The organism is Neorhizobium phenanthreniclasticum (assembly GCF_040066075.1).
Taxonomy (GTDB): domain Bacteria; phylum Pseudomonadota; class Alphaproteobacteria; order Rhizobiales; family Rhizobiaceae; genus Neorhizobium; species Neorhizobium petrolearium.
Window position 1 is genome coordinate 326120 of sequence record NZ_JBEAAL010000003.1, and the last position, 26891, is coordinate 353010.

A 26891-nucleotide genomic window follows, 5' to 3' on the forward strand; every position below is an offset into this window, starting at 1 on the left:
TAAGAGATGACGAGGCCCGAACGAAGGCCGGATGCTATTGCATTTCCAGCTGCAGATTGAGTCGGCTGGCAGCGCCCTCAAGATGATAGCGCATGACTTTTTTCGCCTTCGCAGGATCACGTGTGGCGATCGCATCGCGGATTGCGACATGCTCGGCGATGGTGATTTCCACAATCTCTTCCAATATGGCAGTCGCGCGTGCGGCATTGATGGCGACGTGGATACGCTCGGCAATGAAGCTGATGAACTGGAGAAAATATTCATTCCGGGTTGCGGACGCGACCAGACGGTGAAAGGCGAGATCGGCGACGATGCCTTGTTCGGTCCATTTCTCGGCTCCCGTCATCTGCGCCAGTGCTTCATCTAGCTTGGCGAGATCATCAAGCGTATGATGGATTGCCGCCAGTCCCGCAGCTTCAACCTCCAGGGCCATGCGCAACTGGAAGAGGCTGCGGAAGCTATCGGGGTCGGAGAGGTTGCCCTGTTCGATTCGGATCGACTGGCGCCGCTCGATCTCCGTGGCGAAGGCCCCGATGCCTTGTCGGGTCTCGACCAGACCTTCATTGCGGAGCTGCGCGATCGCCTCACGCACGACGGAGCGGCTGACGCCGAACGTCTTTGCCAGCAAATGCTCTGTCGGAAGTTTCTGTCCCGGTGCTATCCGGCCTTCGCTGATTTCGCGGCTTATCTCGGCGGCGATGCGCGCCGGGAGATGTTCGCTTCGCCTGATCTGACTGAAATCTGCCACCGCCACCTTCATCTTCCTTTCCCGAAAGGTCTTCTACGACTTCGGCTGGAAATTCAACTGGCATCCAGGGTTCATCATCAGGCCCGGATCGATGGCGCGCTTGACCGCGGTCAATAGCTTTCGGTGGGTCTCGGGTAGCCGTGCGTCGAAATCAGGCCGTTTGAGGCGTCCGATGCCATGCTCGGCGCTGATGCTGCCGTGATAACGGTCGACCACCTCGTTTAGCACCGTCTTTGCCCGGTAGATGCGCTCGGCCCGTTCATCCGGCGCCAGTCCGGCGGGCGGCAGAACATTCAGATGGACATTGCCGTCACCCACATGGCCGTAGGATACGCTGATGCAATCCGGAAGAGCCTGAAGGATAGCCGCTTCCGCATCGGCGACGAACGATGCGAGCTGCGAAAGCGAGACAGAAATATCGCTGCGCATATGCGATCCTCGCCTGGCTTGTCCTTCATTCATGCCCTCGCGGATCAGCCAGAGGTTCCGGGCCTGGGCCTGCGACGCGGCAATTGTGCCGTCGACCACCAGGCCATCCGTCATGACGCCCTCCAGGAAACGCTGCATAAGATCGTCAATGTCGACGAGGCCGGAACCCGATATCTCCATCAGGACATAAGCGGGGTAATCGGGGGCGATGGGAATCGGCAGATCGGGCATCGCTTCGCGCGCCAGCGTGAAGGCGAGCGGCGGCATGAATTCGAAGGCCGACATCAGGTCGCAGCAGTCCCGCCGCGCGCGACGATACAGGCTGATCGCGTCTTGCAGCGAAGCAAGGCCGAGGAGAGCGGTTGCGACCTTGTCCGGATAAGGCATCAGCTTGATGGAAACCGCTGTGATAATGCCGAGCGTGCCTTCTGCGCCGATGAAGAGCTGCTTGAGGTCGACACCACGGTTATCCTTGCGAAGGGTGGAAAGCCCGTCGAAGATCGAACCGTCCGGCAGGACGACCTCCAGCCCGAGGACGAGCTCGCGCGTCATGCCGTACTTGAGCACGTTGATGCCGCCTGCGTTGGTGGAGACATTGCCGCCGATCCGGCAACTTCCCTGCGCGCCCAGCGCCAGAGGAAAGAACATACCTTTCTCGGCGATTGCCTCCTTCATTTCCCAAAGGATGCAGCCGGCCTCTACCACGGCTGAAAAGTCGTCCGCGTCGATCTTCCGAATGCGATTCATGCGTTCAAGGCTTAGGACGACATGCCGTTCCGGCATATCGGGAATGGCACCCAGAACAAGGCCGGTGTTACCCCCCTGCGGAACGATCCCGAGCCCAAGCTCACGGCAAATCCTCACGGACGCGGCGACATCTTCCGTGGACCGCGGCCTGAGGACAGCGACCGCACCGCTTGTCACATCGCCGTGCCAATCGCGGCAATAGTGCGCCATCGCGTCGGCATCAGTCAGGACAATATCATCCCCAAGCGCCGACTGCAGGGCGAGGCGGTGCTCACCAATCCCATCCGTTTCCGCGACTGTCATGCTCTTAATCCTTCGGATCATTCGCCCCAAGGATGGTCGATTTCGTTCTGCGTCATGCGCGGCACGTCCAACTATCCTATTTCCAAATGAAGCATATAAGGTTATCAGACAACCATACAAGATAATTTCTCAAAGCTGCGAAGATGAGCGGCGCCAGCGGAAACGGGAGGTTTCATGCATATCTTGATTATCGGAGCGGCCGGTATGGTAGGTCGCAAACTTGCGGCGCGCCTCATTGCAGATGGCGGCATCGGCGAGAAACCCATCGAGAAGCTGACACTGGTGGATGTCGTGGAGCCGGAACATCCGGAAGGTTTTGGCGGAAGCGTCGTGACGCGGAAAGCCGATCTCTCCGCCCCCGGAGAGGCTGAGCAGCTCATCGAATCCAGGCCGGACATGATCTTCCATCTCGCAGCGATCGTTTCCGCGGAAGCCGAGCTCGATTTCGATAAGGGATACCGGGTGAATCTGGACGGCACGCGCTATCTCTTTGATGCTGTCCGCGTCGCGCATAACCAGGATGGGTACGGGCCGCGCGTCATCTTCACGTCATCGATCGCGGTTGTGGGCGCGCCACTACCTTTCCCGATTCCCGATGATTTTCACCTTACGCCGCTCACCAGCTACGGCACGCAGAAGGCCATATCGGAACTGCTTCTGTCCGACTACACGCGCCGCGGTTTCTTCGACGGCATCGGCATTCGCCTGCCAACCGTCTGCATCCGACCGGGCAAGCCGAACAAGGCCGCATCGGGTTTCTTCTCCAATATTCTGCGCGAGCCGCTGATCGGGCAGGAGGCAATCCTGCCGGTATCGGAAGATGTACGCCACTGGCATACATCGCCCCGATCGGCTGTCGGTTATCTGATCCACGCGGCAAAACTGGACCTTGATGAGGTCGGACCACATCGCAACCTTTCCATGCCCGGTGTCAGCGCCACGGTCGGCGAACAGATCGAAGCGCTCCGTCGTGCGGCAGGCGAAAGGGCGGTGCGACTGATCCGGCGCGTTCCGGACGAGATGATCATGAAGATGGTCGCGGGGTGGGCGCCCGGGTTCGAAGCGAAGCGGGCTACGGCATTGGGCTTTACGGCTGAGAAAAATTTCGACGAAATCATCCGGGTTCACATCGAGGACGAGTTGGTGTCCATTGGCGGTTGAACGCGAGAATGCGGCTGTTTCGGCTGGATCCGGCATTTGGAGATGAGAAGCCGCATAGCCGCGTTCTCGTATCAGCTACGACTGCGACACGTTCGATCCGCTGACGATGCCGGTGCTCATCAGTATGGTGCTGATTATCATCGGTAAGGCGATCGAAGGATCGGCGGCGCCATCCTCCTGACACCCATGTTGCTGCCGATCATGACGGAGTGCATATCGACATGGTGCATTCCGGTGGGGTCTTCATCACCAATCTGACGATCGCTGACACAACACCGCCCGGCGGTGGTGTGCCGTATGTTTCATCGATGGTGAGGAAATGCCGATGATGCCTATGGATGTGAGTATAGGCTGCGCCAAGACCTGCTTTTCAATCGGAAGCGAGATCCGATCGCTCTCTTGCTGCCGGCGGGTGATCGACCATGACGGCAGGCATAATTTTTCATAAGGCCTTCTTATCGCAACGATCAGTAAATCCAACTTAAATTTATCAGTCGCTTCCGATATGAAGGAAGGCAAGGGAAGGTGATCGCCGGTGTCTCTTGCTTAACCGAGCGGAGGCCCAAAATCTTGCACGTGTGAACTTCATACAAAAGGTCGATATTGAGCTGAAGCTAGCCGATTGGTCGGCGGACGCTACTCCCCTGGATGCAGATATTGAGAAATCAAGGAGGAAATGATGGACACCAAAACCGACAGCGCGGGCAAATGTCCCGTCGCACATGGCCATACACCTCGCGGCAGATCCAACCGCGATTGGTGGCCTAGCCAGCTCAACGTCCAGATTCTTCATCAGAATTCTGGCCTGTCCGATCCCCTGGGCAAGGCGTTCGACTATGCCGAAGAATTCAAGACGCTCGATCTCGACGCTGTGAAGAAAGACCTTCATGCGCTGATGACGGATTCACAGGACTGGTGGCCGGCAGATTTCGGCCACTACGGCGGCCTGTTCATCCGCATGGCCTGGCACAGTGCCGGCACCTATCGCATCACCGATGGCCGCGGCGGCGCCGGCGCCGGCCAGCAGCGTTTCGCTCCGCTCAACAGCTGGCCGGACAACGCCAACCTCGACAAAGCCCGCCGCCTGCTGTGGCCGATCAAGCAGAAATACGGCAACAAGATTTCCTGGGCGGACCTGATGATACTCACGGGCAATGTTGCCCTGGAATCGATGGGCTTCAAGACTTTTGGCTTCGCTGGCGGTCGCGCCGATGCCTGGGAGCCGGAAGAGCTCTTCTGGGGTCCGGAAGGCACCTGGCTGGGCGATGAACGCTATAGCGGTGAACGGCAGCTCTCAGAGCCGCTCGGGGCCGTCCAGATGGGCCTCATCTACGTCAATCCGGAAGGTCCGAACGGCAATCCCGATCCGGTTGCCGCCGCGCGCGACATCCGCGAGACCTTCGCCCGCATGGCGATGAACGACGAAGAGACCGTGGCATTGATTGCCGGCGGCCACACCTTCGGCAAGACACACGGTGCCGGCGATCCGTCCTTCATCGGCGCCGAGCCGGAAGGCGGCGCTATCGAAGACCAGGGACTCGGCTGGAAGAGCACGTTCGGCACCGGTGTCGGCAAGGATGCCATCACCGGCGGTCCTGAAGTGACTTGGACGCAGACCCCGACGAAGTGGAGCAACTACTTCTTCGAGAACCTCTTCAACTGCGAATGGGAACTGACGAAAAGCCCGGCCGGTGCGTATCAGTGGAAGGCGAAGAACGCGGAGGCGTCCATCCCGGATGCCTATGACGTGTCGAAGAAACATGTCCCCACCATGTTGACCACCGACCTGTCGCTGCGCTTCGATCCTGCCTATGAAAAGATCTCGCGTCGTTTCCTCGAGCACCCGGATCAGTTCGCCGATGCCTTCGCCCGTGCATGGTTCAAGCTGACCCATCGCGACATGGGACCGAAGGTGCGTTACCTCGGCCCGGAAGTGCCGGCCGAGGACCTGATCTGGCAGGACGTGATCCCGGCCGTCGACCACCAGCTCGTGGACGAAAAGGACGTCGCCGACTTGAAGGCCAAGGTCCTTGCCGCCGGCCTTTCGGTGCAGGAACTGGTCTCGACCGCTTGGGCTTCGGCCTCGACCTTCCGTGGTTCCGACAAGCGTGGCGGTGCAAATGGCGCACGCATTCGCCTTGCCCCGCAGAAGGACTGGGACGTGAACCAGCCGGCACAGCTCGCCAGGGTTCTTGGCGTCCTCGAAGGCATCCAGAGGGACTTCAACGCTGCCCAGACCGGCGCTAAGAAGATCTCGCTCGCCGACCTGATCGTTCTTGCCGGCGCTGCGGGTGTCGAGAAGGCTGCCAAGGCCGCCGGATACGACATCACCGTACCGTTCACGCCGGGCCGCATGGATGCATCGCAGGAACAGACCGACGCCGTTTCCTTCGCGCCGCTCGAACCGCGTGCCGACGGTTTCCGCAACTATGTCAATAACGGCAGGATACAGTTCATGCAGCAGGAAGAGGCTCTTGTAGACCGGGCCCAACTGCTGACGCTGACTGCACCGGAAATGACGGTGCTCGTCGGCGGCCTGCGCGTGCTGAAGGCCGGACAGCCGGAGCATGGTGTCTTCACTGACAAACCCGAAACCCTGACGAACGACTTCTTCGTCAACCTGCTGGACATGAGTACGGAATGGGCGCCGGTTCCCGGCAAGGACGGCGTCTATGAGGGGCACGATCGGAAGACGAAGGCGCCGAAGTGGACCGGCACGCGCGTGGACCTCATCTTTGGCTCGCATTCTCAACTTCGGGCCATCGCCGAAGTCTATGCCCAGTCCGATGCCAAGGAAAAGTTCGTGAGGGACTTCGTTGCCGCCTGGAACAAGGTCATGAACGCCGATCGTTTTGATCTGATCTGATGACAAAAGCCCTGCCTGGGCGCGGCTTCTCGGCCACGCCCAGGCATCCCTCGCCGGATTGGATTTCCTCCCCGGATCTCGCAGGCAGCCGGATCGTAAGGCGCATAGGCGGCGCGACGTGAAGAAGATGATGGTCAATCATCCCACATATGTCATCGGCAGTTTTGGACGAAGGTATCCGGGAGCTCAACCGGCTCCGCGCCTACAGGGAACATCCCGGTTGGGTTGGTGATCCCGGCGCGATTCGAACGCGCGACCCCCAGATTAGGAATCTGGTGCTCTATCCTGCTGAGCTACGGGACCACTCAGGCGACATCCATACAAAAGCCGCCCGATTTAGCCAAGTCTTTTCCGCAGCTTTACTCCGTCAATCGCTGCTCGGCGAGCCGCACCCAATAGGAAATGCCGTAAGGGATCGCCTCATCGTCGAAGTCGTAATGCGGATTGTGGAGAGCTGCCGTATCGCCGTTGCCAATGAAGATGAAGGCGCCGGGCCGCCGTTTCAACATGAAGGCAAAATCCTCGCCGGCCATCGCGGGATCGACATTGGTGTCCACGTTGGAGACGCCGACAACCCCGGTCGCGACACTGATTGCATGTTCCGTCTCCTGATCATGATTCGTGGTGACCGGACATCTGCGTTCATATTCGATGTTCGCTTCCGCGCCATGTGCACTGACGATACCCTCCACGATCTGGCGGATACGCATCTCAGCAAGATCACGCGTCTCCTCGCTCAGCGTCCTGACCGTACCCCAGAGGGTTGCCTCATCCGGGATGATGTTGTGCGTCGTACCGGCGTCGAAGCGCGTCACGGAGATGACGACCGAGCGTAGCGGATCGGCATTCCGGGCAGCGATCGCCTGCAGGCTGCCGACGAGCTGCGAGCCGATGAAAATCGGGTCGATCGTCTTGTGCGGCTGGGCTGCATGGCCGCCGCGGCCCTTGATGGTGATGGTGAAGCGGTCGGGCGCGGCCATGATGCCTCCCTTGCGGATGGCGAACTGGCCGACCGGAATGCCCGGCATGTTGTGCATGCCATAGACTTCCTCGATACCGAAGCGCTCCATCATGCCGTCCTCGATCATCGCCAGTGCGCCGGCGCCACCTTCCTCCGCAGGCTGGAAGATGAGGACAACGCTGCCGTTGAAGTTGCGGGTTTCGGCGAGGTATTTCGCCGCACCCAGCAGCATGGACGTGTGCCCGTCATGGCCGCAGGCATGCATCTTGCCGGGTGTTTTCGAAGCCCAGGCCTTGCCGGTGATTTCATCGAGCGGCAGAGCGTCCATGTCTGCACGAAGCCCGATCGTGCGGCTAGCCGGGCCTTTGCCGTGGATGATGCCGACGACGCCGGTCCGGCCGATGCCGGTGATTACCTCGTCGACACCGAATTCTTTCAGCTTCTGTTCAACGAAAGAGGCGGTGTTCTCGACGTCGTAAAGAATTTCGGGATTTTCGTGAAGATATCGTCGCCATCTGCTGACTTCGGTCTGAAGCTCGGCGGCCCGGTTCAAGATTGGCATAGGGTTCCCTGTTTTTGTTGCTCACGCGGTTATGAATCGTCCTCCCCTGCAGATAGTGCCTGTCCTGATTGACGCAATCAATCTTCTTTGCCATTGCTTGGCCACATAGGCCGCATATGCGCCACACTCGTTAAGCCGCAACAACGAGGGACGACCTTGCCGATTTCACCCGTTCGACCTGGGGCCACTGCCCGGCTGATTTCCGCTTTCACGGCCTTCGGCTTGCTCCTGTCGGCTGGAAGTGCCGCTGCCAAGCCGAAGATGGTGGTCGACGTGAGGACGGGCAGGGTGATTGCCCACGAGGATGCCTTCCTCAAGTGGTATCCCGCCTCGCTGACCAAACTCATGACGGCCTATGTCACCTTCACGGCGCTGAAGAGCGGCAAGCTCACGCTCGATACGCCGGTGGTCATGAGCAAGAAGGCGACCGAGCAGCCGGCAAGCAAGATGTATTTCAAGCCCGGCTCCAGGCTCACCATGGACAGCGCGCTGAAGATACTGCTTGTGAAATCGGCCAACGACATGGCCGTCGCGGTTGCCGAGACCGTTGGCGGTTCGGCCGACCAGTTCGTGGCGATGATGAATGCGCAGGCCAAGGCCCTTGGCATGACGTCGACGCATTTCATCAACCCGCATGGACTGCCGGGAAAGGGCCAGTATACGACAGCCCGCGACCTTGCACTGCTGGCTCTCCGGCTGAAACAGGATTTTCCGGAATACCAGGGTTATTTCTCGCTGGAAGGCATCGATACCGGCAACAAGCAGTATACCAACTTCAATACGCTGATCGGCCGTTTTGATGGCGCGGACGGCATGAAGACCGGTTTCATCTGCGCCTCCGGCTTCAACCAGGTCGGCTCGGCGACGCGTGACGGCCGCACGGTGATTTCCGTCGTGCTGGGGTCGGACAGCCTGGCCGGCCGTGCGGACGATACGGCCAATCTTCTGCAACAGGGACTGACATCTTCGCCGAGCCAGGGCGTGCCGCTTGCCTCTCTGGCTCCTTATGGCGACACGGCCGCCGTCAACGATGTCAGCGCGGAGATCTGCAATCCCAAGGCAGCCAAGGTGCGCAGCGAAAATCGCGACGATGCCGGCCGCATGGTGCTGCACTCGCCCTATATTCACGAGATGACCAGGCCGCCGGTCTACAGCTTCGCGGGCGTTCTGTTCGGAGGCGAGGACATTGCACCCGCCAAAGACAAGGTCGCATCCACCAAGGGCAGGAAAGAGATCGCCAATGTGCCGATCCCGCAGCCCCGCCCGACATTCTGAAGTGGAATAGTTGATGTCCTCTATCCGCGGCCGGATTCCGGTCTCCATCCTCACCGGCTTTCTCGGTGCGGGAAAATCGACGCTGCTCAACCGCATCCTCAAGGACCCGGGGACAAGCGACACTGCCGTCATCATCAATGAGTTCGGCGAAGTCGGTATCGACAATTTCCTGGTCGAGGCTTCGGGTGACGCCCTGGTGGAACTTTCCAACGGCTGCCTCTGCTGTACCGTCCGCGGCGAACTGGTCGATTCGCTGGCATATATGATGGATGGCATCCAGACCGGCCGGCTGAAGCCCTTCCGCCGCGTGGTGATCGAGACGACCGGCCTAGCCGATCCCGCTCCTGTCATGCAATCGGTCATGGGCAATCCCGTGATCGCGCAGAATTTCGAGCTTGACGGCGTGATCACGGTGGTGGACGCGGTCAACGGGCTCTCGACGCTTGATCGTCATCAGGAGGCGGTGAAACAGGCAGCGGTCGCCGACCGGCTCATCATCTCCAAACTTTCCATGGCCGATGCAGCCCAGATTGCCGCCCTCAAATCCAGGCTCGCGACGCTCAATCCGCGCGCGCCGGTCGTCGATGGTGACGGCGCGGAAGCCGGTACGGCGTCGATTCTGGAAAACGGGCTCTACGATCCGGCGACCAAGATCGCTGACGTGGATCGCTGGCTGCACGACGAGATAGCGAACGATGCCGAAGAGCATCATGATCACCATCACGACCATGAACATCACGGACACGATCATCATGGGCATGGGCACCATCACCACCATCATCATGATGTGACCCGCCACGGCGAGAATATCCGCTCGTTCTCGATCATCCACGACAAGCCGATCGATCCGATGGCGATCGAGATGTTCGTCGATCTGCTGCGCTCGGCGCATGGGGAAAAGCTGCTCAGGATGAAGGCGGTCGTGGCGCTCTCGGACAATCCGGACCGGCCGCTCGTGCTGCACGGGGTGCAGAGCGTATTCCATCCCCCGCAGCGGTTGCCGAAATGGCCGGAAGGTTCCGGTCGCCGCACCCGCATGGTGCTGATCACACAGGACCTGCCGGAGGCTTTCGTATCGGATCTGTTCGCCGCTTTCACCGGACAACCGCGTATCGACCGGCCAGATCGAGCGGCGCTGGAAGAGAATCCGCTCTCCGTTCCCGGGCTCCGGATGTAAATCCGCCTATCCCTTACGGATCAGGAAACGGTGGCCGGCTCCGGTCTTTTCCGAGCGGATGAGCGCATGACCTTCTTCGGTGCAGAAATGCGGGATGTCGATGCCGGCCAGCGGGTCGGTGGTTTCGATCAGGAGTTCCGCACCGCTTTCCATGCTTTTCAGCCGCCGCCGCGTTTTCAGCACGGGCAGGGGACACTTCAGGCCTCTCAGGTCGTAGAGGCCGTCAGCGGTGGAATTCATTCCGTGCTCCAGAATTTCCAGAACGGCTTCTTCTTGACTTCCGTGACCTGCTGCGGTGCCGCATAGGCAAGCGGGTTCTGTTCCGGGATCGGAACGGTTGTCGTCCCTTGAGCGGTTGCTACGGTGGGAGCCGGTGTCTGAGGCGGCGTGCTAGCTGTCGGCAGGCGGTCCTGCTTCATCCGCTCGGCGGCGGAGGAGGCACGCGGCGAGGGAGCGGCAGAAGCGAGCATGGTATTGGCCGGCTTGTTCTGCGCAGCCATGCGTTTCTCCATCATCGCCTTGAATTCCGATTGGCTCATCAGCTTGCCGGCTTCGAGCGAGGTACCGGTCGGCGCGTAGGCCAGGTCGCGGCCCTTGCGTTTCTCGGCGACAACCGCCTTGCGTTCCGCTTCGGAAGGCTCGTACCAGACCTTGCCGTCGAACTTGTCGAGGGCCTTCTGATAGGCGAGGTCATAGGTCTTTCCATAGGAGGCCAATGCGGCCACCAGCGCGGGCGGGGTCGACATGGCCGGGCAGGCGGACGCTGCGTTGAACGTGCCGTTGCCTTCCACCTGCTGGTTGAAGACGTATTTCTTTTCGCAGACGGCGACTTCCGGCGGGCGCTTGGTGACTTCGAAATTATCGTAGCCGGCCTTCAACATCTTCCAGAAGTCATAGTTCGAATTGTCGCGGTGGCGGACCATGTTCTCCGCGGTCATGCGGAAGGGAAGAGCCTGGAGCTGAATGGTCGTCTGGCCGCCCTTGAAGGCGTCGCGGGCGAAAGCATAGATTTCCAGAACCTGTTCGTCCGTCATGGAATAACAGCCGGATGACGAGCAGGCTCCATGGATCATCAGGTTGGATCCGGTGCGGCTGTTCGCCTGGTCGTAGCGGTTCGGGAAGCCGGTATTGATGGCGAGATAGTATTTCGAGTAGGGGTTCAGATGCGCCGGCGTCAGGTTATAGAAGCCTTCAGGAGCCTGGCGATCGCCTTCCTTGACCTTCGGACCAAGCTTTCCGGACCAGGCGCAGATGTCGTAGCTCTTGATCACCTCGAAGCGGTTGTCGGCCCTTGCCTTCCAAACCTCCAGCTTACCCTCTTCCTTGAGGATGCGGACCATGATCGGCGAATTGCGCGGCATGTTCTTCTTCTGCATCTCCGCAAGGATGCGGGAAGGCAGAGGCTGCTCGACCTTGTTCTTGACTCTCTTGAGATCGGTGCTTGCCGAATCGAGCGTGTCATTGCAGCCCGTCAGCGCGGTTGCCACGAGAAGAGCGAAGGCGATGTGTTTCATCAGACGCATCGGAACGGACCACATGGATTTCGAAAGCCGACCGGGATCGGTACGGGACTTCGATCAATAAAGCGGTAATCTTTACATCTTCTTAACCGCTTCTATCCGTCTGTCCAGCAAAACCGCCCAACATCACTGTTTACAGCAATGTGGCCAAATTTGGCAATTTCAGCGGCAGCCGTCCACGGATTAGAGATTGCGGCCAATATCGAGGAACTTCTGCCGACGCGCGGACCTGAGTTCGTCGCCGGACAGTTGCCCCAGATCGTCAAGGGCTGAAGCGATCACCTTGCCGGTCGAGGCGATCACGGTATCCGGTTCGCGGTGCGCTCCGCCGAGCGGTTCGGGAATAATGCCGTCGATGATGCCAAGCGCCTTCAGGTCGTCCGCCGTGATCTTCATGTTCGTGGCGGCTTCCCGGGCGCGGGTCGAATCACGCCAGAGGATGGAGGCGGCACCTTCCGGCGAAATCACCGAATAGATCGCATGTTCGAGCATGTAGACACGGTTACCCGTGGCGATCGCGATTGCTCCGCCGGAACCGCCTTCACCGATGACGACCGAAACCATCGGCACCTTCAAGGCCAGGCACATTTCGGTCGAACGGGCGATGGCTTCCGCCTGGCCGCGTTCTTCGGCGCCGACGCCCGGATAGGCGCCTGCAGTATCGACCAGCGTGATCACCGGCAGGCCGAAGCGGCCGGCCATTTCCATGACGCGGATCGCCTTGCGATAGCCTTCCGGACGGGGGCTGCCGAAGTTGTGCTTGAGGCGCGTCTTCGTATCATGGCCCTTTTCCTGGCCGATGATTGCGACTGGCATGCCGTTGAAGCGGGCAAGACCCGCCTGGATCGCGGCATCCTCGCCGAAGTTGCGGTCGCCTGCGAGCGGCGTGAAATCGGTAAACAGCCGGGTCGAATAGTCGGTGAAATGCGGACGCTGCGGATGCCGCGCGACCTGCGTCTTTTCCCAGGCTCCGAGCTTGGCGTAAACCTCCCTGGTCGCTTCCCTGACGCGGGCCTCGAGCCTCGTGATCTCCTCGGACGTATCGATGCTCTCGTCTTCCGAGGCGAGCTTTTTCAGCTCATGGATCTTCCCCTCGAGATCCGAGATTGGCTTTTCGAAATCGAGATAAGTCTGCATGAGATCCGGTTTCCCGTTACTTCTTAGCTCAGGAACGCGGAGTTCCCCGTTGCGGTCGGGCCTCTAATCCCGGTTTTTGGCCTGTTTTGCAAGAGGGTGATGCATTTCAACAAGCTCACGCAGCCGTTCTTCCAGAACATGCGTATAAATCTGCGTGGTGGAAATGTCTGAATGGCCAAGCAATTCCTGCACTACGCGGAGGTCCGCTCCGTTCTGAAGGAGGTGGCTTGCGAAGGCATGGCGCATCACATGCGGCGAGATTGTCGTGGTTCTGAGACCGGCCCGAGCGGCGACGCTTTTCAAGTCGCGCGCGAAGACCTGCCGGGGAAGATAACCCTCTTTGCCGGACGACGGGAAAAGCCAGGGGCTGTCTCCGGTCCTGGCAACCATGGCAGCGCGGGCTTCGCCATAGGATTTCAGCGCGGCAATGGCCGAGCGGGAGAGCGGTACCAGCCGTTCCTTGTTTCCCTTGCCACGGATCATCAGGAAACGGCCTTCCTGGTCCAGGACCTTGATGGGCAGCGAAACGAGTTCGCTGACGCGCATGCCGGTGGCATAGAGAAGTTCGAGCAACGCCAGCATCCTGAGGCGGGAAAGTTGGTCCGGCCCAGGCTCTGCCGCCTCCTTCGCCGCAAGTTCCAGCAGCCGGGTCACATCATCCTCGCTCATGGTCCTGGGCAGCGGGCGGCCCTTTTTAGGCGCTTCGAGGATTGCGGTCGGATCGTCGCCGCGCAGGCCTTCCGCATAGAGAAACTTGTAGAATTGCCGCATGGCCGACAACCGCCGCGCCTGGGACGAGGCCGCAAACCCCTGTTTGCTCAGATGAGCGAGATAGGCCGCAAGATCGGCACTTTCGGCGGTGAGCGGAGTTTTCCGGCTCGAGGCAAGGAAGGAATGCAGGTCTTCGAGGTCGCGCTCGTAGGAGGCGAGCGTGTTGCCGGCCGCGCCCCGCTCGGCGCTCATCATTTCGAGAAAGGCCTCGATATGGGCGCGGGAAAGATCGACCATGTCCGTTTGCCGTTATCGTTGAGGTGATGCCGGGTTCAGCCGCTCGGAAGGAATGCGCACCGTCACATCGCGTTCGCGCGGCTCCACCAGCATGACGAGCGCCACCATGCTTCCATAAACGATGCCTGCGATCACCGCCAGCACGAAGAGGAAACGAAAAAGGGTGGGCATCCGGAACTCCACAAGGTTGCGTCGCACTATATCGATAAAGGTTTATGGAAGAACAAGAACAAACAATCCTCCGCTGTCTTTAGGTATTGCGACGGCTTGACGCTGCCCCGGCATTTGTCGATACCGTGTTCGAAACGGACCTGACGATGACAGAAGCTGCAACCTCCGCCGCACCGACCCTCAGCGAAAAGGCGCGTGCCGTTCTCGGCAAGCGCAATCTCGTCTTTGTCGGTCTGATGGGCGCCGGCAAGTCGGTGATCGGTCGGCTTGTTGCGCAGAGCCTTTCCATCCCGTTCGTGGATACGGACGCGGAGATCGAGAAAGTCTCCCGCATGACCATCAGCGAGCTGTTCGCGGCCTATGGTGAGGCGGAGTTCCGCTCACTCGAGACCCGCGTCATCGAGCGCCTGTTGAGGAATGGACCGCGCGTGATCTCGACCGGCGGGGGCGCCTTCATCAACGAGAATACGCGAAGGCAAATCAAGAACGGCGGCATTTCCATCTGGCTGAAAGCCGATCTGGATGTCTTGTGGGAGCGTGTCAGCAAACGCGACCATAGGCCGTTGCTCAAGACCGAGAATCCGAAACAAACGCTCGAAAACCTGATGATCCAGCGTTATCCGGTGTATGCCGATGCGGATCTGACCGTCCAGTCGGGGAATGTCCGCAAGGATGTCATGGTCAACGAAGTGCTGTCCGCCATTGTCGGCATGGCCGATCATTCCAGTGAAAGTGAACTGCGATGAACGTATCTTCCCGATCTCCCGAGCGATCCCTGGAGCGGCTTGTGCATGTGCCGCTCGGCGACCGCGCCTACGACATTCTGATCGGTCCCGGCCTGATTTCGCGGGCCGGGGGCGAGATCACGTCGCGGCTCAAGGGCCGCAAGGCGGCGATCGTCACCGACGAACATGTGGATCCGCTTTATCTCGAAGCCCTGATGGACAGCCTGCAGACCGACGGTATCGAAGCGGTCTCCCTGACGCTGCCTGCGGGTGAGAAGACGAAGAGCCTCGAACATCTGGCAACCGTCACCGATATGGTGCTTTCGGCCCGCATAGAGCGTAACGATTGCGTGATTGCGCTTGGCGGCGGGGTGATCGGCGATCTTGCCGGCTTTGCCGCCGGCATCGTTCGCCGCGGGGTGCGTTTCGTGCAGATCCCGACCACGCTTCTGGCGCAGGTCGATTCCTCCGTCGGTGGCAAGACCGGCATCAACACCCATCACGGCAAGAACCTGCTCGGTGTTTTCCACCAGCCGAGCCTCGTGCTTGCCGATACCGCCGCGCTCGACTCGCTTTCCGAGCGGGAGTTCCGCGCCGGTTATGCGGAAGTCGCGAAATACGGGCTGATCGACAAGCCGGATTTCTTCGTCTGGCTGGAAAAGCACTGGAGAGAGGTCTTCGAAGGCGGTCCGGAGCGGATCGAAGCGATCGCGGTGAGCTGTCAGGCGAAGGCCGATGTCGTCGTCGAGGACGAGCGGGAAACGGGCCGCCGAGCGCTTCTCAATCTCGGCCACACGTTCGGCCATGCGCTGGAAGCGGCGACCGAATATGATAGCAAGAGGCTCGTGCATGGAGAGGGTGTTGCGATCGGCATGGTGTTGGCGCATCAGTTCTCGGCGAGGCTCAATCTCGCAAGCCCGGACGATGCCGGGCGGGTCGAGGCCCACCTGAAGGCCGTCGGTTTGCCGACTTCGATGAGCGATATCCCGGGCAAGCTGCCGCCGACTGAAAAATTGCTCGAGGCGATCGCGCAGGACAAGAAGGTCCAGGGCGGCAAGCTCACCTTCATCCTCACGCATGGCATCGGCCAGTCCTTTATCGCGAACGACGTGCCATCGTCCGAAGTCTTGAGTTTTCTGGAGGAAAAGCGACCGAAATGACGTCGATGGGAGGGCTGTTGTCGCGTGCCGTCAACGCGTTGATTCGCGGACTTCTCCGTCTGTTCGGTGTTTCGCTCTCTCCTGAGACGCTTGCTTTTTCGAACCACGACGACCTGCATGCTGCGCTCGACGCGATCCATCGCGAGGGCAATTTCGAGAGGCCGGACCGGGATCGATTGAGCAGCCTCTTCGAGCTGGAAGAGCTGGAAGTCTCCGATGTCATGAAGCATCGCACCGTGATGCGGGCGGTCAATGCCGACGATCCGCCGGACGTGGCTGTTCGCACCGTCCTGGAAAGCCCCTATACGCGCATGCCCGTCTGGCGCAATTCGACGGAGAACATCATCGGCATCGTGCATGCCAAGGATCTGCTGCGCGCGCTTGCCGAGCCGAATGCGCAGCTGGACAATATCGACATCGTCAAGATCGCCCAAAAACCGTGGTTCGTGCCGGACAGCACCAGCCTCAAGGATCAGCTCAATGCCTTCCTGCGCCGCAAGGTGCATTTTGCCGTCGTCGTCGACGAATATGGCGAGGTACAGGGCATCGTGACGCTGGAGGACATCCTTGAAGAGATCGTAGGCGACATTGCCGACGAGCACGACATCGAGATTCAAGGTGTGCGCCAAGAGGCGGACGGATCGATCGTCGTCGATGGATCGGTGCCGATCCGCGATTTGAACCGCGCGCTCGACTGGAACTTACCGGATGCCGAAGCGACGACGATTGCCGGCCTTGTCATTCATGAATCGAAACTCATCCCCGAGGAGCGGCAGGCCTTCACCTTCTATGACAAGCGCTTCATCGTCATGAAGCGCGAGAAGAACCGCATTACACGGCTGAGGATACGACCGGCGGACGAGGCTACATTGCCGGCGGAGTAGCCTTCAGTAATCTTGAGGGTCGTCGGGGCGGCCCCTGCGTATTCGCCTGCTGGCTACTTTTGTGCGACAGTTTCCGCGTAATCCGGTGCTCGCAGCCTGGCGATCTGGGGGGCGACGATTGCGATGAACAATCGGGTATCGTCGAAAGCTCTTGCGGATAGCATTGCCCCATGAACCGAGGCCATCAGCAATTGGGCTTCCTCTTCCGGTCGGTTGTCCAGCCGGAACAGGTCCTGCTCCACTCCTGCCTGCAGCACCGAGGTGAGCCATCCTGCAAGACCATGGAAATGGGCGCGGACGCGTGATGCAACGCCTTCCGGCAGCATCTGCATCTCGCTGGCGAGCATCGCGCAGACGCAGAAGGGTAACGAGGCATCCCGAATGCATGACTGCCAATAGTTCATGTAGGACTGCAGTTGTTCGGCAGGGTTTGAGACCTGCTCGCGCAAGGACTTCAAGCCCGCTTCCGCCTGGTGCCTGTAGCGATCCACCAGCGCCGAGACCAGCTCGGCCTTCGTCGGAAAATGATGGTGAATGCTCGCCTTCCTGATGCCGATCGCAGCCGAGATGTCGGCATAGCTGAACCCGTTATAGCCTCCCGTGACAATGAGAGACTGCGCGATGTCGAGAATTTTTTCCGAAGTCGAAGTCATTGATTTCATACCGATGCCTACCTTCTGATAGGCAGATTGTCAAGAATGTTGCGGCGCTCCCGCTTTTCACAAGGAAGTGTTTGAGCGTCGGGTTGATCTAGAGGATTCATCTTCCTACTAGTAGGTAGTCAACAATTAGGAGCCTGTCAATGCAAAGCCAATCTTCCACCCAATCCAACTGGCTGCGATCCTATTATTTCGTACGCGCCACATTCTCCATTGCCTGGATTGCCGCCGCCATTCTCTTCAGTGCGCAACCCGGCCCCGCCACGTTTCTGCTGGTGATCTACCCGTTGTGGGATGCGCTCGCCAATCTGGTTGATGCCCGGACAAACGGCGGCCTAAAGGTCAACCCGTCCCAGTCATTAAATGTCGTGGTCAGCATGATAACGACGCTCGCCGTCATCGTGGCGGTCAGTAATGGTACATACGCCGTCCTGGCCGTGTTTGGGGTCTGGGCGATCCTTTCGGGTCTGCTTCAACTGTACACGGGGGTAAGGCGCTGGCGTGCCTATGGCGCGCAATGGGTGATGATCCTGAGCGGTGCGCAGTCGGCCCTCGCCGGCGGCTTCATGATCAGCCGATCCCTTGGCACGGCGGCGCCGACCATCCTGGACGTCGTACCCTATGTCGGGTTCGGCGCTTTTTATTTCCTGCTTTCGGCAATCTGGCTTGTCGTCGCAGCCTATCGCAGAAAATATGCATAGGCACTGCCTGGTCCGGCGACGGCAAACTTGTTAATTGCCGCCGCCGGAAGAAGAAATACAGCTCATTTTTCCCCGCAACTCACCGGCAAGGCCCCATCAATCCGCTCGGCATTGATATGGCGCGATGATCGCTTTTGACGCAAAGCCACCAGCATCCACCCTAATCACGGGAGCGGTGATCCAGGCCGGCAACGCGTCTCAAAACGAGCGCTTAGGCCTTGGTCTCTCCCATGATTATTCCTATCTAAGCCCTGCTACCAGTTTGTCGGTTCGCCGGGTGCTGCGGTTTCCACCGCCAGCGCATGCAAGCCGGCATCGAGTTCCGGCTTCAGAAGCGCGTTCACTATTCGATGTCGGTCGATACGGCTCATTCCGGAAAATTTGGCTGAGACGACACGGACACGCATATGCGTCCCCTCGGCGCCGGTGAAGTGCGGCTGATGACCGGCATGCTGATGGCTTTCGTCGATGACGACCAGCCGTTCCGGCTCAAGGTTTTCGGTAAGCGTGGCTTCGATCCGGGCTTTGACGGACATGTTCGGCTCCATGACAACGTAGGTCGCGGCGGCGACCTCAAAGGGGCATCCCACAAACCAGTAAGAAAGCGCTTTGTCAATTCTTGCCGCATCCTGCCGGCCATCCCATAATGAGGGCCTTATGAAGCTAGATTCCAAATATTTCGATCGTATCCGGACGCGCCGGAACAGGCAGCAGGAAGCGGCTCCGCAGACGCCGACCTGTCAGTGGGACGGGTGTGACAAGCCCGGAGTTCACCGCGCTCCCGTGGGCCGCAACGCGGAAGGCCAGTTCTTCTTGTTCTGTTTCGAACACGTCAAAGAATACAACAAGGGCTATAATTATTTTTCCGGTCTTTCGGACGGCGAGATCGCCCGGTACCAGAAGGAGGCGGTGACGGGCCATCGCCCGACCTGGACGCTCGGCGTCAACAAATCGGCGAAGCAGGCTCCACTTCATTCGACCGTGCGATCCGGCGGTGCCCACGCGCAACGGTTCAGGGATCCGTTCGGCTTCGTTTCGCAGGCGCGCGCCGGCGGCCCTCGCTTTCCACCCCAGGAGCGCAAGCTGAAGACGCTGGAAGCAAAGGCCTTCGACACGATGGGGTTGACGGGGAATGCGACAGCGACTGAAATCAAGAGCCGCTACAAGGAACTGGTCAAGAAGCATCATCCCGATGCCAATGGCGGCGATCGCGGCTCGGAAGAACGTTTTCGCGCTGTCGTTCAAGCATATCAGTTGTTGAAGCAGGCGGGTTTCTGCTAAGCCGTAAAAATTGCGTCAGTGAGGATGACGGACGGGCGGCGGCCCGTGCCTTGGAGAGATGATGAGTAAGATTGATCTAGATATTTCCAATCTGCCCGATACGACTGTTTCGGTCCGGGAAGTTTTCGGCATCGATACGGATTGGAAGGTTCCTGCCTACAGCAACGGCGACCCCTATGTTCCGGATCTCGACCCGGACTACCTGTTCGACCGCGATACGACGCTCGCCATCCTTGCAGGCTTTGCACATAACCGACGCGTCATGGTGTCCGGCTTCCACGGCACCGGCAAGTCCACCCATATCGAGCAGGTCGCAGCCCGTCTCAACTGGCCTTGCGTGCGCGTCAACCTCGACAGCCATGTCAGCCGTATCGATCTCGTCGGCAAGGATGCGATCGTGCTGAAGGATGGCAAGCAGGTCACCGAATTCAAGGATGGTATCCTGCCTTGGGCCTACCAGCACAATGTCGCGCTCGTCTTTGACGAATACGATGCCGGCCGCCCGGACGTCATGTTCGTCATCCAGCGCGTGCTGGAATCCTCCGGCCGCCTGACCCTGCTCGATCAGAGCCGCGTCATCCGCCCTCACCCTGCCTTCCGTATCTTCGCGACCGCCAACACTGTCGGCCTCGGTGATACGACCGGCCTCTATCACGGCACGCAGCAGATCAACCAGGCGCAGATGGACCGCTGGTCGATCGTCACCACGCTGAACTATCTGCCGCATGAGAAGGAAGTCGACATCGTCGCCGCCAAGGTGAAGAGTTTCGGCGCTTCCGCCGAAGGTCGCGAGACGGTTTCCAAGATGGTGCGCGTTGCGGATCTTACCCGCTCGGCCTTCATGAATGGCGACCTTTCGACCGTCATGAGTCCGCGCACGGTCATCACCTGGGCGGAGAATGCCGAGATCTTCGGCGATATCGCCTTTGCCTTCCGCATCACCTTCCTCAACAAGTGCGACGAGCTGGAGCGCACGCTGGTCGCCGAGCAGTACCAGCGCGCCTTCGGTGTCGAGCTGAAGGAAAGCGCAGCCAACATCGTTCTCGGGGCATAAACGCACGGAGGCGGCATCATGGCAGTGCGCGGAGACAATTCGAAGGCCAAACCCGGCGGGCCGGTGGATACCGAGCCGTTGCGGCAGGCGATCACCGGCTGCATTCGCTCGATTGCCGGCGACAACGAGGTCGAGGTTTCGTTCGCGAACGAGCGCCCCGGTCTTGCCGGCGAGCGTATCCGCCTGCCGGAAATTTCCAAGCGACCGACGGCGCACGAACTTGCGGTGACCCGTGGTCTTGGCGACTCCATGGCGCTGCGGCTTGCCTGCCATGATACGAATGTCCATGCCAATATGTCGCCGCAGGGCTCCGACGCCCGCGTTGTTTTCGACGCGGTCGAGCAGGCCCGCGTGGAATCGATCGGGGCACTGCGCATGGCCGGCGTCGCGGCTAACCTCAATTCGATGCACGCCGAAAAATATGCCAAAGCGAATTTCTCCGGCATCGAGCGGCAGGAAGATGCGCCGGTCGCGGAAGCCGTCGCCATGCTGGTGCGTGAAAAACTGACCGGCGAGCGGCCGCCCGCCAGTGCCGGCAAGGTGCTCGACCTTTGGCGGCCTTTCATCGAGGAAAAGGCATCCGGCGATCTCGACAACCTGAAGGGTGTGATCGAGGACCAGCAGGCTTTCGGCAAGCTCGTGCGGCACATGCTGTCCTCCATGCAGATGGCGGAGGAATTCGCGGAGGAGGACTCCGAGCCGGAGGAAATGGAGAATCCGAGCGAGGAAGACCAGCCGCGCAGCAATGAGACCGACAACGAGGACGTCGAGGAAGAGGCCGGTGCCGACGCCGCGCCCGCCGAGCAGAGCGAGGCTTCCGACGATGAACTCGAAGACGGCGAGATGGACGGTGCCGAGATGTCTGACGAGGACATGTCGGACGACAGCGACGAACATTCCGAGACGCCGGGCGAAACCCGTCGTCCGAACAGCCCGTTCGACGATTTCAACGAAAAGGTCGACTACAAGATCTTTACGCAGGAATTTGACGAGGAGGTCACGGCGGAGGAACTCTGCGACGAGGCCGAACTGGACCGGTTGCGCGCCTTCCTTGACAAGCAGCTTGCTCATCTCCAGGGCGCGGTCGGGCGGCTCGCCAACCGTTTGCAACGTCGCCTGATGGCGCAGCAGAACCGCTCCTGGGATTTCGACCTGGAAGAAGGCTATCTCGACCCGGCCCGCCTCGTGCGCCTGATCATCGACCCGATGCAACCGCTTTCCTTCAAGAAGGAGCGCGACACCCAGTTCCGCGATACGGTCGTTTCGCTGGTCATCGATAATTCAGGCTCGATGCGCGGCCGGCCGATTACGGTTGCGGCCACCTGTGCCGACATCCTTGCCCGCACGCTGGAACGCTGCGGCGTGAAAGTCGAGATCCTCGGCTTCACGACTAAGGCCTGGAAGGGCGGGCAGGCGCGCGAGAAGTGGCTCGCCGGCGGCAAGCCTCCGACCCCCGGCCGCCTTAATGACCTGCGTCATATCGTCTACAAGTCTGCCGATGCGCCCTGGCGCCGGTCTCGCCGCAATCTCGGCCTGATGATGCGAGAGGGCCTGCTTAAGGAGAACATCGATGGCGAAGCGCTGATGTGGGCGCACCAGCGCCTCATCGGCCGGCCGGAACAGCGCAAGATCCTGATGATGATTTCCGACGGCGCACCGGTCGACGACTCGACGCTGTCGGTCAATCCGGGCAATTACCTGGAACGGCACCTGCGGGCGGTGATCGAGCAGATCGAGACGCGCTCGCCAATCGAGCTTCTGGCGATCGGCATCGGCCACGACGTGACGCGTTACTACCGCAAGGCCGTGACGATCGTCGATGCGGACGAGCTTGCAGGCGCAATGACCGAGCAGCTTGCGGCGCTCTTCGAAGAGAGTAACGGTCATTCGACGGGCCGCATGCGCCGGGCCGGTTGAGGCTTGCTCCCTTGAAGCTTGTCCGTCTTGCCATCTGCTCCGCGCTTTTCAGCGCGCTGGCTTTTCCGGTGGCGCCGGCGACGGAGAGCGTCTCGGTGAGGGCGCGGGCGATCACGGAGTTCAAGCGGGGTTCGGCCGAGACGCGTTTCGGTCCGCTCGAATTCCTCGGTGGCATCGAGTTCTCGTCCACCGACAGCCGGCTGCAATCGTTGTCAAGCATACGCTTTCGCTCCGATGGCCAGGGCTTCGTATCCGTCCTCGATATCGGCAACTGGCTGACGGGCAGGATCGAGCGGGATGCCGGCGGTCGGCTTTCCGGCCTCTCGGATATCTCGATCAGCCCGATCCTCATCCAAGGCGGGCGTGCCGGTTCGAAATATTATACGGATGCCGAAGGGCTGGCTCTGCGCCGGGGACAGGCGATCGTCAGTTTCGAGCAGCGCCATCGCGTCGATGTCTATCCCGATCCGGGCTTTGAGACTTCCGCTCCACTGAAGACACTCGATCCCGTCATTCCCCGCCATGAGTTTCGGATGAATGCCGGGATGGAGACTGTGGCGGTCTCGCCTTCCTCAAGCCCGCTCAAGGGGGCGCTTGTCGTCGTCACGGAGCACAGCATCGACGATGACGGCAATTCGTTCGCAGCGATCCTTGAGGGGCCGCTGAGGGGTGTGTTCAAGGTCGCGCGCCACGATCCCTACGATGTAACGGATGGCGCCTTCCTGCCGAGCGGCGATTTACTGCTGCTGGAACGCCGCTTCAGCTTCACCGGTGGGCTCGGCATGCGCATCCGCCGGATCAGGGGCGACAGCATCCGTCCCGGCGCCGTCGTGGACGGCGAGGTGCTCATCGACGCCGATATGGGTTATGCGATCGACAATATGGAAGGGCTGGACGTCGTTATAGGGCCAGAGGGAAAACCGCATCTGATCCTGGTCTCGGACGACAACGGCAACCTCCTGCAGCGGAACGTCATGTTGGAGTTCCGGCTGAACCAATAGCGGTTTCCGGCTTCAGTCCTTTTTCGCAGCCTTGTACGCATCAAGCAGGTATTGAACAGGGATGCCGTCGATCCTGGCTCCAGTCATTCTGCATCCCGTGAATTCCGCGCCTGAAAGGTTTGCGTTCTGGAGGCGCAATCCGGAGAGATTGACGTCATCGATGGACCAGCCCGACATATTGCTATCCGTGAATGTCGCCCCAGAAAAATTGATGTCGTTGAACCTTGTTCCGGAGAGGTTGATATTGTTGAAGCTTGTTCCGGAGAGGTTGACGTTTTCAAATGACGAACCTGAAAGGGTTGAATTCGTCGCTTCAACAACGTCGATGACATCGTGAATCTTCATTGGCGTCCACCTTTTTTGAACCGTCGCTGGCGCGCGCAAATTGCAGCGCTTTTGTGCGACTTTCAAGTGGAGACGAGGCGGCTTCCGGTCAGGCGGCCTTGGCCACCTGCGGCATCGGCTTCAGCACGTTCATCAGCGCGCCATAGGGCAACAGCAGCACGATACCGACCAGGATCTTGACGACAAGATCACCCAGCGCCCAGGAGACCCAGCGCGGAGCCTCGATGGCGAAGGCGCCGAGGATCGGAGCCGAGGCGATTGCGAAATCCTCGTTCGGGCCGATGAAGACAAAGATCGCGGCGAAGGCCAGCGAGAAAAACAAGAGAGTATCGAGCGCCGAGCCGAGAAGGGAGCCCGCAAGCGGCGCACGCCACCAGGTCTGGCGGCGGAGCTGATTGAAGACCGAGATATCGAGAAGTTGGCCGATGAGATAAGCGGTGCCCGATGCGATCGCGATCCGCGGCGCGGAGGCCAGGAACGAAAGCGTCACACCGACGATGAAGCCGACGAGGACGATGCGGCGGGCAATTGCCGGGCCGAACTGTCGATTGGCGAGGTCGGTGACCAGGAAGGCGACGGGATAGATAAACGCGCCCCAGGTCAGAAGGTCGGCGAGCGCAACGCCCCAGAACGTTCCCGTGACCGGAAACTGAACCAGGAAGTTCGAGGCGACGACAACGGTCGCCATGATCAGAGCATAGATGAGGGTATAGCGTGTCACTTGCATTTTTTTATCCTGGGTGATGCCACCAGTTGGAGAAATATTGAGGCAAGAGAAAAGGCTTGTCCGGTTTTACCCGTTCAAGCCTCCCTCAAAGCCGGATGATATGTCGCCGGGCGATTAAGCGGCTTCGGCGGTCTTCTTGACGATCTGGCGGCGCAGCAGGCGAGCGCGCATCGACAGTTCGTTTTCGTCGGACTTCAGCAGGAAGGCGTCGAGACCGCCACGATGCTCAACGGAGCGCAGGGCATGCGCGGAAACGCGCAGACGGAAGCGCTGGCCGAGTGCGTCGGAGATCAACGTGACCTGGCAGAGGTTCGGCAGGAACCGGCGGCGGGTCTTGTTGTTGGCGTGGCTTACATTGTTGCCGGTCTGAACGCCTTTGCCGGTCAGTTCGCACACACGAGACATGGATACACCTTTGTTCTTCTGCAATCGGATGGTCTTTCCGGGCAACACCCGGCACCCCGATCCAACTGGTCCTGATTGGAAAGTTGCGGTTCTATAGTCAGTGAGGTCCGCCGCGTCAAGCCAAACCTTGGCCAAACCCCGGAGATTCCGCCTATGGTGAGATTATGCCGCTATTTTCTTGCCATTATGCCCGGTCTATATGTGGGTGGGAAGGCGCTTTCGGCGTCCTCATCGTTCAGAGCAGAATCATGATCCCTCGGGGCCGTTTCGTCAGTGCATTCATGTTCATCTTCGGACTTACCGCCGTTCCGATCGGCTCCGAGGAGATCCGGCATGTCAGCGAGTACGACATTTCGCTCGGCATCCTGCCGATCGCCAAGGCCTCTTTTTCAAGCGAATTTAACAGCAAGGACTACAAGATCACCGGCATCTTCAAATCCGCCGGCATCGTCAACATCATCAGCCGCATCTCGGCCGAGACCAATGTGAGCGGGCGCATGCAGGCCGACAAGCTGCAAGCCGATCGCTACAATCTCGTCTACAGCGCCGGCAAGCGCACGCGTATCTACGAGGTGGAATATCGCAACGGCAATGTCACCGAAACGACCGTCAAGCCCGAGCCGAGACGCAATCCGAAAAACTGGATTCCGGTAACGGAGGACGATCTGCATTCCGTTCTCGATCCGCTGAGCGGGCTCATCTTCCCCGCCAATGCCAAAATCTGCCCGAGCCGCCTGCCGATCTATGACGGAGAGTCCCGCATGGATCTGGTGCTGACGCTGAAGGGCATAAGGCCCTTCTCGACGGATGGCTTCAAGGGCGATGCGATCGCCTGCTCGATCCGCTATGTGCCGAAATCCGGCTTCCGCCGGGGGCGCAGCGATATCGAGTATCTCAGGAAAACGCCGATGGAAATCTGGTTTGCCAAGGCACAGTCGGCGAATGTATATGCTCCCGTTTACGCCCGCATCCCCACCAGGATGGGGCCGGTATATGTGACTGCCGTCAAGTATGGCGGCTGAAATGACGCTCGGCAGGGCGTCGAGGGGGCAGGGGTGAAAATCCGGGGAACTCTGATCGGCTTCACTGCGATCCTGATGTGGTCGCTGCTTGCGTTGATGACGGCCGCATCCGGCAAGATGCCGCCGTTCCAGCTTTCAGCGGTCACCTTCGCGATCGGCAGCCTGCCGGGCATCATCCTTTTCATCATGAAACCGCGGCGCATCGCGTTTTTGAAGCAGCGGCCGAAGGTCTGGATCACCGGCATCGGCGGGCTGTTCGGCTATCATTTCCTCTATTTCACGGCGCTCCGGAATGCGCCGGCGGTGGAGGCAGGCCTTATCGCCTATCTGTGGCCGCTATTCATCGTGGTCGGCTCCGCCTTGCTGCCGGGCGAGAAACTGCGCTGGTATCATGTGATCGGCGCCGTCGCCGGCCTCTGCGGCACGATCACCATCGTATCGCGCAACGGTCTGTCGTTCGACGACGCCTATCTGGTCGGCTATGGTGCGGCTTTCCTTTGCACCTTCACCTGGTCCGGCTATTCACTGTTGACGCGGCGCTTCGATCGGGTTTCGACCGATGTCGTGACCGGCTTCTGCCTCGCGACTTCGGCCTTGTCGCTGATCTGCCATCTGGCCCTGGAGACGACAATCTGGCCGGCAAATGGCGGTGAATGGGCGGCTGTCGTCGGTCTTGGCCTGCTGCCGGTGGGGGCGGCCTTCTACGCCTGGGATTACGGTGTCAAAAACGGCGACATCCAGATCATCGGCGCGGCGAGCTATGCGGCGCCGCTGCTGTCGACGCTGATCCTGGTCGCCACGGGTTTTGCCGAACCTGACTGGCGTATCGCGCTGGCCTGCCTGCTGATTACGGGGGGCGCGGTGCTTGCCGCGCGCGACATGTTCCGGCCGAAGCCGATCGGCGAGGCGGTTGCTGAGTAGGCGTCTCCGAATAACCGGAGGCGT

At 60.1% G+C, this 26891-nt stretch carries 26 protein-coding genes, 1 tRNA gene and 1 pseudogene; 14 read left to right on the forward strand and 14 right to left on the reverse strand.

Annotation, left to right across the window (positions count from 1 at the left end):
* Nucleotides 1-34: 34 nt before the first annotated feature.
* The gene (locus ABK249_RS07655; RefSeq protein WP_152601270.1) at nt 35-754 is read right to left on the reverse strand and encodes a FadR/GntR family transcriptional regulator; all 720 of its coding nucleotides are present in this window, start codon (nt 752-754) and stop codon (nt 35-37) included.
* A gap of 27 nt (nt 755-781) precedes the next feature.
* Nucleotides 782-2227: an FAD-binding oxidoreductase gene (locus tag ABK249_RS07660; RefSeq protein WP_348862536.1), complete on the reverse strand. Its 1446-nt coding sequence runs from the start codon at nt 2225-2227 to the stop codon at nt 782-784.
* Between the two features lie 174 nt (nt 2228-2401).
* On the opposite strand from ABK249_RS07660, the gene denD reads away from it, so the two are divergent.
* Nucleotides 2402-3388 (forward strand): D-erythronate dehydrogenase, encoded by a 987-nt coding sequence (gene denD / locus ABK249_RS07665; RefSeq protein ID WP_348862537.1) that lies wholly within the window; start codon nt 2402-2404, stop codon nt 3386-3388.
* Between the two features lie 679 nt (nt 3389-4067).
* Nucleotides 4068-6254, forward strand: a complete 2187-nt coding sequence (katG, locus tag ABK249_RS07670) for a catalase/peroxidase HPI (RefSeq protein WP_348862557.1) — start codon at nt 4068-4070, stop codon at nt 6252-6254.
* Nucleotides 6255-6480: 226 nt separating this feature from the next.
* Here the strand turns inward: katG and ABK249_RS07675 are convergent.
* Together ABK249_RS07675 and ABK249_RS07680 are read right to left on the reverse strand one after the other, a co-directional pair.
* A tRNA-Arg gene (locus tag ABK249_RS07675) sits at nt 6481-6557 on the reverse strand.
* A gap of 56 nt (nt 6558-6613) precedes the next feature.
* A complete protein-coding gene (locus tag ABK249_RS07680) occupies nt 6614-7777 on the reverse strand; it encodes a M20 aminoacylase family protein (protein ID WP_227704280.1) in 1164 nt (387 codons plus the stop codon).
* Between the two features lie 156 nt (nt 7778-7933).
* Between ABK249_RS07680 and ABK249_RS07685 the strand changes: the two genes are divergently transcribed.
* Both ABK249_RS07685 and ABK249_RS07690 read left to right on the forward strand, forming a co-directional pair.
* Entirely contained in the window at nt 7934-9052 is a 1119-nt protein-coding gene (locus tag ABK249_RS07685) for a D-alanyl-D-alanine carboxypeptidase family protein (protein ID WP_227704279.1), read from the forward strand.
* 13 nt (nt 9053-9065) lie between these two features.
* Entirely contained in the window at nt 9066-10229 is a 1164-nt protein-coding gene (locus ABK249_RS07690; protein WP_348862539.1) for a CobW family GTP-binding protein, read from the forward strand.
* A 6-nt stretch (nt 10230-10235) separates the two neighbouring features.
* On the opposite strand, the gene ABK249_RS07695 is transcribed toward ABK249_RS07690, so the two are convergent.
* From ABK249_RS07695 to ABK249_RS07715, 5 genes are all read right to left on the reverse strand, one after another.
* Nucleotides 10236-10469, reverse strand: a complete 234-nt coding sequence (locus ABK249_RS07695) for a sulfurtransferase TusA family protein (RefSeq protein ID WP_227704277.1) — start codon at nt 10467-10469, stop codon at nt 10236-10238.
* Nucleotides 10466-11752 carry a L,D-transpeptidase family protein gene (locus ABK249_RS07700; RefSeq protein ID WP_348862540.1) on the reverse strand — a complete coding sequence of 429 codons (1287 nt, stop codon included), beginning with the start codon at nt 11750-11752 and terminating at the stop codon, nt 10466-10468. Before ABK249_RS07700 ends, ABK249_RS07695 begins: the two co-directional genes overlap by 4 nt.
* A gap of 180 nt (nt 11753-11932) precedes the next feature.
* Nucleotides 11933-12886 carry an acetyl-CoA carboxylase carboxyltransferase subunit alpha gene (locus tag ABK249_RS07705; RefSeq protein ID WP_348862542.1) on the reverse strand — a complete coding sequence of 318 codons (954 nt, stop codon included), beginning with the start codon at nt 12884-12886 and terminating at the stop codon, nt 11933-11935.
* A gap of 63 nt (nt 12887-12949) precedes the next feature.
* The gene (gene xerD / locus ABK249_RS07710) at nt 12950-13894 is read right to left on the reverse strand and encodes a site-specific tyrosine recombinase XerD (protein ID WP_348862543.1); all 945 of its coding nucleotides are present in this window, start codon (nt 13892-13894) and stop codon (nt 12950-12952) included.
* Between the two features lie 12 nt (nt 13895-13906).
* Nucleotides 13907-14065: a hypothetical protein gene (locus tag ABK249_RS07715; RefSeq protein WP_037157047.1), complete on the reverse strand. Its 159-nt coding sequence runs from the start codon at nt 14063-14065 to the stop codon at nt 13907-13909.
* Nucleotides 14066-14211: 146 nt separating this feature from the next.
* Here ABK249_RS07715 and ABK249_RS07720 point away from each other — a divergent pair, with 146 nt between their 5' ends.
* The 3 genes and pseudogenes from ABK249_RS07720 to ABK249_RS07730 all read left to right on the forward strand — a co-directional run.
* On the forward strand, nt 14212-14811 hold the full coding sequence (locus ABK249_RS07720) for a shikimate kinase (protein ID WP_037157333.1): 600 nt from the start codon (nt 14212-14214) through the stop codon (nt 14809-14811).
* Nucleotides 14808-15950, forward strand: coding sequence for a 3-dehydroquinate synthase (gene aroB / locus ABK249_RS07725; protein WP_037157049.1), 1143 nt, complete (start codon nt 14808-14810; stop codon nt 15948-15950). The genes ABK249_RS07720 and aroB overlap by 4 nt, the downstream gene beginning before the upstream one ends.
* An 11-nt stretch (nt 15951-15961) precedes the next feature.
* Nucleotides 15962-16834: pseudogene (locus tag ABK249_RS07730) on the forward strand (HlyC/CorC family transporter); the annotation flags it as partial.
* A gap of 53 nt (nt 16835-16887) precedes the next feature.
* Here the strand turns inward: ABK249_RS07730 and ABK249_RS07735 are convergent.
* Nucleotides 16888-17496, reverse strand: a complete 609-nt coding sequence (locus tag ABK249_RS07735; RefSeq protein WP_037157053.1) for a TetR/AcrR family transcriptional regulator — start codon at nt 17494-17496, stop codon at nt 16888-16890.
* Nucleotides 17497-17636: 140 nt separating this feature from the next.
* Between ABK249_RS07735 and ABK249_RS07740 the strand changes: the two genes are divergently transcribed.
* A complete protein-coding gene (locus ABK249_RS07740; protein WP_227704273.1) occupies nt 17637-18194 on the forward strand; it encodes a DUF308 domain-containing protein in 558 nt (185 codons plus the stop codon).
* Between the two features lie 254 nt (nt 18195-18448).
* On the opposite strand, the gene ABK249_RS07745 is transcribed toward ABK249_RS07740, so the two are convergent.
* Entirely contained in the window at nt 18449-18730 is a 282-nt protein-coding gene (locus tag ABK249_RS07745) for a BolA family protein (RefSeq protein WP_037157335.1), read from the reverse strand.
* A gap of 121 nt (nt 18731-18851) precedes the next feature.
* Here ABK249_RS07745 and ABK249_RS07750 point away from each other — a divergent pair, with 121 nt between their 5' ends.
* The 4 genes from ABK249_RS07750 (at nt 18852) to ABK249_RS07765 (ending at nt 23447) form a co-directional block, all read left to right on the forward strand.
* A complete protein-coding gene (locus tag ABK249_RS07750) occupies nt 18852-19475 on the forward strand; it encodes a J domain-containing protein (RefSeq protein ID WP_037157057.1) in 624 nt (207 codons plus the stop codon).
* Between the two features lie 61 nt (nt 19476-19536).
* Complete coding sequence (gene cobS, locus ABK249_RS07755; RefSeq protein WP_227704271.1) at nt 19537-20529, forward strand: cobaltochelatase subunit CobS; 993 nt, start codon at nt 19537-19539, stop codon at nt 20527-20529.
* Between the two features lie 18 nt (nt 20530-20547).
* Nucleotides 20548-22446 carry a cobaltochelatase subunit CobT gene (cobT, locus tag ABK249_RS07760; RefSeq protein WP_037157058.1) on the forward strand — a complete coding sequence of 633 codons (1899 nt, stop codon included), beginning with the start codon at nt 20548-20550 and terminating at the stop codon, nt 22444-22446.
* 11 nt (nt 22447-22457) lie between these two features.
* Nucleotides 22458-23447 (forward strand): esterase-like activity of phytase family protein, encoded by a 990-nt coding sequence (locus ABK249_RS07765; RefSeq protein ID WP_348862544.1) that lies wholly within the window; start codon nt 22458-22460, stop codon nt 23445-23447.
* Between the two features lie 12 nt (nt 23448-23459).
* Here ABK249_RS07765 and ABK249_RS07770 read toward each other — a convergent pair whose 3' ends face one another.
* The 3 genes from ABK249_RS07770 to rpmB all read right to left on the reverse strand — a co-directional run bounded on the left by ABK249_RS07770 (nt 23460) and on the right by rpmB (nt 24924).
* Nucleotides 23460-23792, reverse strand: coding sequence for a pentapeptide repeat-containing protein (locus tag ABK249_RS07770; protein ID WP_227704268.1), 333 nt, complete (start codon nt 23790-23792; stop codon nt 23460-23462).
* Nucleotides 23793-23880: 88 nt separating this feature from the next.
* Nucleotides 23881-24519: a queuosine precursor transporter gene (locus ABK249_RS07775; protein ID WP_227704267.1), complete on the reverse strand. Its 639-nt coding sequence runs from the start codon at nt 24517-24519 to the stop codon at nt 23881-23883.
* A gap of 114 nt (nt 24520-24633) precedes the next feature.
* Nucleotides 24634-24924 carry a 50S ribosomal protein L28 gene (gene rpmB, locus ABK249_RS07780; protein WP_037157063.1) on the reverse strand — a complete coding sequence of 97 codons (291 nt, stop codon included), beginning with the start codon at nt 24922-24924 and terminating at the stop codon, nt 24634-24636.
* A 248-nt stretch (nt 24925-25172) separates the two neighbouring features.
* On the opposite strand from rpmB, the gene ABK249_RS07785 reads away from it, so the two are divergent.
* Nucleotides 25173-25946 (forward strand): DUF3108 domain-containing protein, encoded by a 774-nt coding sequence (locus tag ABK249_RS07785; protein ID WP_037157065.1) that lies wholly within the window; start codon nt 25173-25175, stop codon nt 25944-25946.
* Nucleotides 25947-25979: 33 nt separating this feature from the next.
* Nucleotides 25980-26867: an aromatic amino acid exporter YddG gene (gene yddG, locus ABK249_RS07790; RefSeq protein ID WP_348862546.1), complete on the forward strand. Its 888-nt coding sequence runs from the start codon at nt 25980-25982 to the stop codon at nt 26865-26867.
* Nucleotides 26868-26891: the final 24 nt, after the last annotated feature.

Coding starts and splice junctions, on each gene's coding strand:
- ABK249_RS07660 (WP_348862536.1), bottom strand. CDS start 2,227: ATGACAGTCGCGGAAACGGATGGGATTGGTGAGCACCGCCTCGCCCTG.
- denD (WP_348862537.1), top strand. CDS start 2,402: ATGCATATCTTGATTATCGGAGCGGCCGGTATGGTAGGTCGCAAACTT.
- katG (WP_348862557.1), top strand. CDS start 4,068: ATGGACACCAAAACCGACAGCGCGGGCAAATGTCCCGTCGCACATGGC.
- ABK249_RS07680 (WP_227704280.1), bottom strand. CDS start 7,777: ATGCCAATCTTGAACCGGGCCGCCGAGCTTCAGACCGAAGTCAGCAGA.
- ABK249_RS07690 (WP_348862539.1), top strand. CDS start 9,066: ATGTCCTCTATCCGCGGCCGGATTCCGGTCTCCATCCTCACCGGCTTT.
- ABK249_RS07695 (WP_227704277.1), bottom strand. CDS start 10,469: ATGAATTCCACCGCTGACGGCCTCTACGACCTGAGAGGCCTGAAGTGT.
- ABK249_RS07700 (WP_348862540.1), bottom strand. CDS start 11,752: ATGCGTCTGATGAAACACATCGCCTTCGCTCTTCTCGTGGCAACCGCG.
- ABK249_RS07705 (WP_348862542.1), bottom strand. CDS start 12,886: ATGCAGACTTATCTCGATTTCGAAAAGCCAATCTCGGATCTCGAGGGG.
- xerD (WP_348862543.1), bottom strand. CDS start 13,894: ATGGTCGATCTTTCCCGCGCCCATATCGAGGCCTTTCTCGAAATGATG.
- ABK249_RS07715 (WP_037157047.1), bottom strand. CDS start 14,065: ATGCCCACCCTTTTTCGTTTCCTCTTCGTGCTGGCGGTGATCGCAGGC.
- ABK249_RS07720 (WP_037157333.1), top strand. CDS start 14,212: ATGACAGAAGCTGCAACCTCCGCCGCACCGACCCTCAGCGAAAAGGCG.
- aroB (WP_037157049.1), top strand. CDS start 14,808: ATGAACGTATCTTCCCGATCTCCCGAGCGATCCCTGGAGCGGCTTGTG.
- ABK249_RS07735 (WP_037157053.1), bottom strand. CDS start 17,496: ATGAAATCAATGACTTCGACTTCGGAAAAAATTCTCGACATCGCGCAG.
- ABK249_RS07740 (WP_227704273.1), top strand. CDS start 17,637: ATGCAAAGCCAATCTTCCACCCAATCCAACTGGCTGCGATCCTATTAT.
- ABK249_RS07745 (WP_037157335.1), bottom strand. CDS start 18,730: ATGTCCGTCAAAGCCCGGATCGAAGCCACGCTTACCGAAAACCTTGAG.
- ABK249_RS07750 (WP_037157057.1), top strand. CDS start 18,852: ATGAAGCTAGATTCCAAATATTTCGATCGTATCCGGACGCGCCGGAAC.
- cobS (WP_227704271.1), top strand. CDS start 19,537: ATGAGTAAGATTGATCTAGATATTTCCAATCTGCCCGATACGACTGTT.
- cobT (WP_037157058.1), top strand. CDS start 20,548: ATGGCAGTGCGCGGAGACAATTCGAAGGCCAAACCCGGCGGGCCGGTG.
- ABK249_RS07770 (WP_227704268.1), bottom strand. CDS start 23,792: ATGAAGATTCACGATGTCATCGACGTTGTTGAAGCGACGAATTCAACC.
- ABK249_RS07775 (WP_227704267.1), bottom strand. CDS start 24,519: ATGCAAGTGACACGCTATACCCTCATCTATGCTCTGATCATGGCGACC.
- rpmB (WP_037157063.1), bottom strand. CDS start 24,924: ATGTCTCGTGTGTGCGAACTGACCGGCAAAGGCGTTCAGACCGGCAAC.
- ABK249_RS07785 (WP_037157065.1), top strand. CDS start 25,173: ATGATCCCTCGGGGCCGTTTCGTCAGTGCATTCATGTTCATCTTCGGA.